This window comes from Variovorax sp. 20P10.2.4, assembly GCF_058244205.1.
In genome coordinates, this window is sequence record NZ_JBZAYE010000315.1 from 1 (window position 1) to 8,281 (window position 8,281).

The following is an 8,281-nucleotide window of genomic DNA, read 5'->3' on the forward strand; positions in this document are numbered from 1 at the left end:
AGGCCAGGCGAACAGCCATGGCGCCAGCGCTGGCGGCAACGCCGGTGCGGGCGGCAATGCCTCGGGCAATGCGAACGGCGGCGGCCTCGGCAATGCCGTGGGCGGCGTGCTCGGCGGCGCGACCGGCGCGGTGGGCAATGTCGGCAACACGGTCGGCGGCGCCACGGGGGCCGTGAACGGTGCGACCAATGCGGTGGGCGGCGTGGCGGGCACGGCCAATGGCGCGACCGGTGCGCTCGGCGGTGCGACCAATACCGTCGGCGGCGCGGTGAACGGCGTGACCGGTGCGGCCGGTTCCGCGGGCGGCGCGCTGAAGCCCATCGGCACCGGGGCCGGCGCGGCCGGTCAGGCCGGTGGCAGCGGTGGCGTGAAGCTGGGCAAGTAAGTACGCCCGCCCGGTGCGACGAGGCCCGTGGCCCTTCGAGGCCACGGGCCTTTTTCGTGCGTGCTCAGTTCGAAGCGTCTTCGCGCAGCCTGAACAGGCTCGTCACCTCGACATCCAGCACCATCAGCTCGCGCTGATTGAACAGCCGCCAACGCCAGCGCAGGATGCCCAGCGTGGGCTTGCTCTCGGAGCGGCGCACCTCGATCACGTCGGCCACCAGCCGCAGCGCGTCGCCGGGGCGCACGGGGTTCGGCCAGCGCACGTGCTCGAGGCCCGGCGAGGCAAACGATTCGGAGCCTGCGAGCGCGGCTTCGACCACCAAGCGCATCGCGATGGCGCAGGTGTGCCAGCCGCTCGCGATCAGGCCGCCGAAGGGGCTCTCGCGCGAGGCCTCGGCGTCGGTGTGGAACCACTGGGGGTCGTAGCTGCGGGCGAAGCCGACCAGCTCCTCCTCGCTGAGCAGGTAGGGGCCGGCCTCGATGACCTGGCCGGCATGGAAATCGGCGAACTTCATCGGCGCAGCGTATCCGGCTACACGACGAAGATCAGTAGGTCTCGAGATGCAGCCGGCCTTCGCGCTTGAGCGCGGCGCCCACGGTGTCCCAGTCCAGGCCCGCGTCCCGCGCCACGTCGCGCAGGGCGAGCACCACGCCCTCCTCCATGCTCTTGAGGCCGCAGACGTAGAAGTGGCTGGCGCCGTCCTTCAGCAGCGCGGCGAGGTCGGCCGCGCGCTCGCGCATCAGGTCCTGCACGTAGCGCTTGGGGCTTCCCGGCGTGCGCGAGAACGCGAGGTTGATGTCGATGAAATCCTTGGGCAGCGACTGCAGCGGGCCGAAGTAGGGCAGCTCCTGCTGCGTGCGCGCGCCGAAGAACAGCATGAGCTTGCCGCCCTCGAACTTGCCGCTCTTGCGCAGCCGGCGGCGCCACTCGGTCATGGCGCGCATCGGCGCGCTGCCGGTGCCGGTGCAGATCATCACGATGTTCGACTTCGGATGGTTCGGCATCAGGAACGAGGCGCCGAAGGGACCGACCACCTGCACGGTGTCGCCGACCTTGAGGTCGCAGACGTAGTTCGAGGCGAGGCCGCGCACCGGGTTGCCCTGGTGGTCCTCGGTCACGCGCTTCACGGTGAGCGAGACGTTGTTGTAGCCGGGCCGCTCGCCGTTGCGCGGGCTGGCCACCGAGTACTGGCGCGCATGGTGGCGCTTGCCGATGGCGTCGACGCCGGGCGGCACGATGCCGATCGACTGGCCCTCGAGCACCGGGAACGGGATGGCACCGAAGTCCAGCACGATGTGGTGGGTTTCGCTGTCGAAGCCGGCCTCGGTGCAGTTGAAGTTGCCCACCACGGTGGCGGTGGTCGGGGTCTTCGGCGGGAACAGGTTGGTGTAGGCATGCGCGGCCGACCAGGGCGGCACGGTGGCGCCGTACTGGGCCGAGTGGAAGACCGGCTCGGCCGCTTCCGCGCTCGCCTGCGCCGGTGCCGGTTCGGCCACCTCGACGGCATCGGCCGCGTCGGCCGTCACGCCCGCGGCCTCGAGCTCCTCGGGCGTGAGTTCGGCCGGCAGCGATTCCCAGCCGAGCTGTTCCTCGATCGAGTACGCACGCACCACGGGCATGGTGCGCCAGTTGTCGATCGAGCCCGTGGGGCACGGCGAGATGCAGGCCATGCAGCCGTTGCAGACGTCCGCGCGCACGACGTAGTTGTTGTCGTCGTGCGTGATCGCGTTGACGGGGCAGGTGGCCTCGCAGGTATTGCAGCGGATGCAGATCTCGGGGTCGATCAGGTGCTGCTTGATGACCCCGGCTTCAACGGCCATGTCCATGTTGTTCTCCATCCCCTCGCCGTGGGGACGAGGGATTCATATCCAGGCGCTCAGCCGAAGCGGACGTATTCGAAGTCCACCGGCTGGCGATTGATGCCCATCACCGGCGGCGCGATCCAGCCCGCGAACTTGCCCGGCTCGATGACGCGGCCCATCAACGATGCCACGAAAGCGAAGTCTTCGGTGCTCGGCAGCCATTCGTCGCGCTTGGCGGCCCATTCCATGTCGTTCACCACGCGGCCCTCGGGCGACATCTTGATGCCGGCGAGCGCGCCGATCTGGCGGTTGAAGGCCTTGTGCGGCACGACCAGGCGGGTGGGAATGCCTGCCTTCTCGAGCACCTTGTTCCAGCGGCCGACGCCGGCCACCGAGTCCTTGATGAAGTCGTCGCGCAGCACTTCGTTGAGCGCGTTGAGCATCGGCACGTCCTTCTCGACGAGCTGGCCGTCCTTCACCTCGAGCACCTTGTAGGTCTGGCCCTTGAGCACGTGGTCGTCGGTGCGCTTGCCTTCCTCGTAGCGGCCCTTGAGGCCCGAGCTGTAGAAGATGGCGGCGTTGCTCGACTGGTCGGCGCCGAACAGGTCGATGGTCACGCTGTAGTGGAAGTTCAGGTAGCGCTGGATGGTGCCGAGGTCGATGGCACCGGCCGCGCGCACCTTCTGCGCGTCGTCGGTCTTCAGTTCGTTCATGACCTGCGCGGTGCGCGCGATCACGCGCGACACGCCGCTCTCGCCCACGAACATGTGGTGGGCTTCCTCGGTCAGCATGAACTTGGTGGTGCGCGCCAGCGGATCGAAGGCGCTCTCGGCCAGCGCGGAGAGCTGGAACTTGCCGTCGCGGTCGGTGAAGTAGGTGAACATGAAGAACGCGAGCCAGTCGGGCGTGCGTTCGTTGAAGGCACCGAGGATGCGCGGGTTGTTCTCGTCGCCCGAGGTGCGCTGCAGCAGCGCATCGGCCTCTTCGCGGCCGTCGCGGCCGAAGTGCTTCTGCAGCAGGTAGACCATGGCCCACAGGTGGCGGCCTTCTTCCACGTTGATCTGGAACAGGTTGCGCAGGTCGTACATCGAGGGCGCGGTCAGGCCCAGGTGGCGCTGCTGCTCGACCGAGGCGGGCTCGGTGTCGCCCTGCGTGACGATGATGCGGCGCAGGTTGGCGCGGTGTTCGCCGGGCACGTCCTGCCAGGCCTTCTCGCCCTTGTGGTCGCCGAAGTGGATCTCGCGGTTGGCATCGCCCGGGTTCAGGAAGATGCCCCAGCGGTAGTCGCGCATCTTCACGTGGCCGAACTGGGCCCAGCCCTGCGGGTCGACGCTCACGGCGGTGCGCAGGTAGACCTCGTGGTTGGTCGAGCCCTCGGGGCCGACGTCGTCCCACCAGTTGATGAAGTTGGGCTGCCAGCCTTCGAGCGCGCGCTGCAGCGTGCGGTCTTCGCCGAGGTTGACGTTGTTGGGGATCTTCTCGCTGTAGTTGATCGTGCTCATCGTTGTTCCTTGGGTTGTACGGGCTGCAGGTTCAGACGCGGTTGAGATCGAAGCCGGCCTTCTCGCCGGTGCCGTAGACCTTGAGCGCGCCCTTCTCGCCGACGGCGTTGGGGCGGTTGAAGATCCAGTTCTGCCAGGCCGAGAGGCGGCCGAACACGCGCGTGATCATGTTCTCCTTGCTCGCGAAGCGCAGGTTGGCCTCGAGGCCGGTCAGCGAGTCGGGCGACATGGCGGCACGTTCCTCGATCGCGATGCGGATCTCGTCGTCCCAGTCGATGTCGTCGGGCGCGGCCGTGACCAGGCCGAGCTTGAGGGCCTCGTCGGCATCGAGCGGCTTGCCGGCGGCGCCGCGCGCGGCCTCGAGCGGCGCGGCCTCTTCGTAGAAGCGGCGCTGCAGGCGGCTCTGGTCGTTGACCATCGGGAAGAAGCCGAAGTTGAATTCGTTGAGCACCAGCCGGGGCGCGCGCTCGGCGTCGTCGGGCAGCGCGAGCATGTAGGTGCGGTCGGCGGCGAAGGCCAGCTCGGCCAGCGTGCCGGCGAAGCAGGAACCGGCCTCGACCAGCGCGAACAGGCTGCGCGAGGACACGTCGAAGCGCGCCAGCGTGCGGCGCAGCGCGCCGATGGTCTCGCGCACCAGCCAGTGGTCCTTGTTCGCGAGCATCACGGCGTCCGAGGCCAGCACGGCCCGGGCGTCGCCCTCGGTCTTCAGCAGCCAGGTGCCGATGTCGAGTTCGTTGGTGCGCAGGTTGAGGATCGCGTCGTCGAGCTCGCGGCACACGGCCAGCGGCCACCAGGCGGCGCCCGCGGCTTCGATGGCGGCGATGTCGGCCGGCTGCGCGCCGCTCGGCGCCTTCACGGTGATCGCCGCGGTGCGCTTGCTGCGGTCGATCTGCACGTTCACGTGCGAGTAGGCGATGCAGTCGGCGCTGTCGGTGCGCTCGAGGCGCGTGAGTGCCACGCCCTTGGCGCCGGCGGGACGGTCGCTGCCGGCCGCGAGCTGCGAGGCGCGTTCCTGCACCGCGGCGGCGAACTGCGCGGGCTTGGCGACCGCGTCGACCAGACGCCACTCGACGGCACGCTGGCCACGCACGCCTTCGACGCTGGTACAGAAGATGTCGGCGAGGTCATGGCGCACGTGGCGCTTGTCGGTCACGCGGGTCAGGCCGCCGGTGCCGGGCAGCACGCCGAGCAGCGGCACTTCGGGCAGCGAGACGGAGGAGGAGCGGTCGTCGACCAGCAGGATCTCGTCGCAGGCCAGCGCCAGTTCGTAGCCGCCGCCGGCGCAGGCGCCGTTCACGGCCGCGAGGAACTTCAGGCCCGAGTGCTTCGACGAGTCTTCCATGCCGTTGCGGGTCTCGTTGGTGAACTTGCAGAAGTTCACTTTCCAGGCGTGGCTCGAGACGCCGAGCATGAAGATGTTGGCGCCCGAGCAGAAGATGCGGTCCTTGCCGCTGGTCACGATCACGCTGCGCACCTCGGGGTGCTCGAAGCGGATGCGGTTGAGCGCGTCGTTGAGCTCGATGTCGACGCCGAGGTCGTAGCTGTTGAGCTTGAGCTTGTAGCCGGGGCGGATGCCGCCGTCCTCGGCGATGTCGAGCGTGAGGCGCGCGATCTCGCCGTCGAAGCCGATCGACCAGTGGCGGTACTGGGAAGGCTCGATGCGGTAGTCGACGCGCGGGGCGGCGGTGGATGCGATGGTGTCGGTCATGGCGGGGGTCTCCTGGGTCTTCCGTGGGCTGAAAGGCCGCGGGACAAGGTCGATGCACGAATAATAATGCACTTTCCTGCGGCGATGACATGCATCATGCTGCATGTTTACGGGCACGTCAATGCCTGATGCGGTTTTTTTCGAGAACGTGACCGAAGCCCGGGCCGACGCGCGGCGGCGCCGGCCGGGTCAGGCCTTCAGGCCCATCGCCTGGCGGGCCGCGGCGCGCAGGTTCTGGAAGCTCTGCGGCAGGGTCTGGCGGCTGGTGTCGACCGTGAGATCGGCCTTCGAATAGAAGGCGGCGCGGCCGTTGAGGATGCGGCGCAGGTCGTCCATGGCCTCGCGGCTGGCGGCCATCGGGCGGGTGTCGCCCTGAGCGGCCACGCGGCCCATGTGCTCCTCGGGCGCGGCCTGCAGCCAGACGGTGGTGCAGTGCGCGAGCAGCTCGTTGAAGGTGGCGGGGTCGGAGACGATGCCGCCCGGCGTGGCGATCACCACCTCGCTGTAGATCTGGATCGCCTCCTCGAGCGCGCGGCGCTCGTAGCGGCGGTAGGCGTTGGTGCCGTAGAGGTCGTGGATCTCGCGCACGCTGCAGCCGGCGAGCTTCTCGATCTCGCGGCTCAGCTCGACGAAGGGCACCTCGAGGTCGTCGGCCAGCATCTGGCCCAGGGTGGACTTGCCCGCGCCGCGCAGGCCCACGAGCGCGATGCGCCGGTGCCGCGCCGGGTCGATCGAGGCCGTGCCCAGCAGCTCGCCGAGCGCCACGCGCACGCGGCGCAGGTCGGCCTCGCTGCGGTGCTCGAGCAGCTCGCGGATCAGGAGCCACTCTGGCGAGCTGGTGGTCACGTCGCCGACCAGCTCGGCCAGCGAGCAGTGCAGCGCGCCCGCCACCTGCTGCAGCACCAGGATCGAGGCGTTGCCGATCCCGTACTCGAGGTTGGCGAGATGGCGCTCCGACACCTCGGCCGCGATCGCCACCGCCTTGCGCGTGAGCCCGCGCTGCGCGCGCAGGTTGCGCACGCGCTCGCCGAGCGCGACCAGCAGCGGGTTCTTCACCTCCCCGGGCGCGGCGGGGGCGGCGCCTTCCGGCGCGGTGGCCAGCACCGCGTCTACATGCTCATTCATGCCATTCCTCTTGTTTCGCCGGCATTGTGCGCGCTCAGGGTAAACACCATAGATGCACTATATTGCTTGACACTGGTTGTCTCGATGCTTATTGTTCGGCCACACGCAAGATACTGCACGTGCAGCATTCCTGCAAGGCAATACCAGAGTTCGAGGCCCACGATGTCCGACAGCAGCCACTCCGCCAGCCCCGGCGGCAAGGAAGCCTTCCACCAACTGATCGCCGGCCTGACCGCCGAGATCGCCGGCCGGCCGCTCGACGCCGAGCTCGACCGCTGGCTCAACGCGAACCACGGCGCCGGCAGCCCCACTTTCGCGCGGCTCGGCGCCGCCTGCCGCCAGGGCGTGGCCGAAGGCTGGCTGTGCGAGCGCGAAGGCGGCGGCATCAAGTACGGCCGCGTCTTCAAGGCCGAGGACGCGCTGCACCGCTTCTCCGTCGACGTGGTCGACATGCAGGACATCGCCGGCCCGCACCATACCCATCCCCAGGGCGAGATCGACCTGATCATGCCGCTGGACGACAGCCCCGCCGCCAGCTTCGACGGACGGCCCGCGGGCTGGTGCGTCTACGGCCCCGGCAGCGCGCATCGCCCGACCGTCGCGCAAGGCCGCGCGCTCGTTCTCTACCTCCTGCCCGAAGGGCAGATCAAGTTCACGGTATGAGGCACTCCCCCAGGCTTGCCCACTTCGCGTGGCCGCCAACCCCCTCGCCGGGGGCAACACCAGCGGCCCGGCAAAGCCGGTTCCGCGGTGTTCCCCGAATCTGCACCCATCGAGAGCCCATCGAATGACCGAGCTTCTTCCCAACCACGTCGCCGGCCGCTGGCAAAGCGGCTCGGGCGCCGGCACGCCCCTCTTCGACCCGGTGCTCGGCACCGAGCTCGTGCGCGTCGACGCCACCGGGCTCGACCTGCCCGGGGCCTTCTCGTTCGCCCGCGAACAGGGCGGCCAGGCGCTGCGTGCCCTCAGCTACCGCCAGCGCGCCGGCCTGCTGGCCGCCGTCGTCAAGGTGCTGCAGGCCAACCGCGATGCCTATGACGAGATCGCGACCGCGAACTCGGGCACGGTGAAGAACGACTCGGCCGTCGACATCGACGGCGCGATCTTCACGCTGGGCCAGTACGCCAAGTGGGGCGATGCGCTCGGCGACGTGCGCGCTCTGCGCGACGGCGAGGCCGCCAGGCTCGGCAAGGAGCCGCTGTTCCAGTCGCAGCACCTGCAGGTGCCCACGCATGGCGTGGCGCTGTTCATCAATGCCTTCAACTTCCCCTCGTGGGGCCTGTGGGAGAAGGCCGCGCCCGCGCTGCTCTCGGGCGTGCCGGTGATCGTGAAGCCGGCCACCGCCACCGCCTGGCTCACGCAGCGCATGGTCAAGGACGTGGTCGACGCGGGCGTGCTGCCCGCGGGCGCGCTGTCGGTGATCTGCGGCAGCTCGGCCGGCCTGATGGACCAGCTCCAGCCCTTCGACGTGGTCTCGTTCACCGGCTCGGCCGACACCGCCGCGCTGATCCGCTCGCACGACGCGGTGGCGCGGCGCTCGGTGCGCGTGAACATCGAGGCCGACAGCCTCAACAGCGCGCTGCTGCTGCCCGGCGCCGCGCCCGGCAGCGAAGCCTTCAACCTGCTGGTGCGCGAAGTGGTGCGCGAGATGACGGTGAAGGCGGGCCAGAAGTGCACCGCGATCCGCCGCATCCTCGTGCCGGCCGAGCTCTACGACGCCGCCGCCGAGGCGATCGGCGCCAAGCTCGCGGGCGTGAGC

General features: G+C 69.4%; 7 protein-coding genes and 1 pseudogene. 3 read left to right on the forward strand and 5 right to left on the reverse strand.

Going from position 1 to position 8,281, the window contains the following annotated elements:
• Positions 1–385, forward strand: a pseudogene (locus tag AC27VN_RS24945) (hypothetical protein); the annotation flags it as partial.
• Between the two features lie 64 nt (positions 386–449).
• Here AC27VN_RS24945 and AC27VN_RS24950 read toward each other — a convergent pair.
• From AC27VN_RS24950 to AC27VN_RS24970, 5 genes are all read right to left on the reverse strand, one after another.
• On the reverse strand, positions 450–899 hold the full coding sequence (locus tag AC27VN_RS24950) for a MaoC family dehydratase (RefSeq protein ID WP_057595301.1): 450 nt from the start codon (positions 897–899) through the stop codon (positions 450–452).
• Between the two features lie 31 nt (positions 900–930).
• Positions 931–2,211 carry a benzoyl-CoA 2,3-epoxidase subunit BoxA gene (boxA, locus tag AC27VN_RS24955; protein WP_490878250.1) on the reverse strand — a complete coding sequence of 427 codons (1,281 nt, stop codon included), beginning with the start codon at positions 2,209–2,211 and terminating at the stop codon, positions 931–933.
• 50 nt (positions 2,212–2,261) lie between these two features.
• Complete coding sequence (gene boxB, locus AC27VN_RS24960) at positions 2,262–3,689, reverse strand: benzoyl-CoA 2,3-epoxidase subunit BoxB (RefSeq protein ID WP_093343739.1); 1,428 nt, start codon at positions 3,687–3,689, stop codon at positions 2,262–2,264.
• A 31-nt stretch (positions 3,690–3,720) separates the two neighbouring features.
• Positions 3,721–5,397 carry a 2,3-epoxybenzoyl-CoA dihydrolase gene (boxC, locus tag AC27VN_RS24965; protein ID WP_490878251.1) on the reverse strand — a complete coding sequence of 559 codons (1,677 nt, stop codon included), beginning with the start codon at positions 5,395–5,397 and terminating at the stop codon, positions 3,721–3,723.
• 189 nt (positions 5,398–5,586) lie between these two features.
• Positions 5,587–6,522, reverse strand: coding sequence for a helix-turn-helix transcriptional regulator (locus AC27VN_RS24970; protein WP_490878252.1), 936 nt, complete (start codon positions 6,520–6,522; stop codon positions 5,587–5,589).
• Positions 6,523–6,684: 162 nt separating this feature from the next.
• Between AC27VN_RS24970 and AC27VN_RS24975 the strand changes: the two genes are divergently transcribed.
• Positions 6,685–7,185, forward strand: a complete 501-nt coding sequence (locus AC27VN_RS24975) for a DUF4863 family protein (protein ID WP_490878253.1) — start codon at positions 6,685–6,687, stop codon at positions 7,183–7,185.
• 124 nt (positions 7,186–7,309) lie between these two features.
• Positions 7,310–8,281: 3,4-dehydroadipyl-CoA semialdehyde dehydrogenase (locus AC27VN_RS24980; RefSeq protein ID WP_490878254.1), on the forward strand; the 972-nt coding region annotated here is incomplete at its 3' end.

Excerpts from the sequence above, each read along its gene's own strand:
- AC27VN_RS24950 (WP_057595301.1), bottom strand. The coding sequence starts at position 899 with ATGAAGTTCGCCGATTTCCATGCCGGCCAGGTCATCGAGGCCGGCCCC.
- boxA (WP_490878250.1), bottom strand. The coding sequence starts at position 2,211 with ATGGACATGGCCGTTGAAGCCGGGGTCATCAAGCAGCACCTGATCGAC.
- boxB (WP_093343739.1), bottom strand. The coding sequence starts at position 3,689 with ATGAGCACGATCAACTACAGCGAGAAGATCCCCAACAACGTCAACCTC.
- boxC (WP_490878251.1), bottom strand. The coding sequence starts at position 5,397 with ATGACCGACACCATCGCATCCACCGCCGCCCCGCGCGTCGACTACCGC.
- AC27VN_RS24970 (WP_490878252.1), bottom strand. The coding sequence starts at position 6,522 with ATGAATGAGCATGTAGACGCGGTGCTGGCCACCGCGCCGGAAGGCGCC.
- AC27VN_RS24975 (WP_490878253.1), top strand. The coding sequence starts at position 6,685 with ATGTCCGACAGCAGCCACTCCGCCAGCCCCGGCGGCAAGGAAGCCTTC.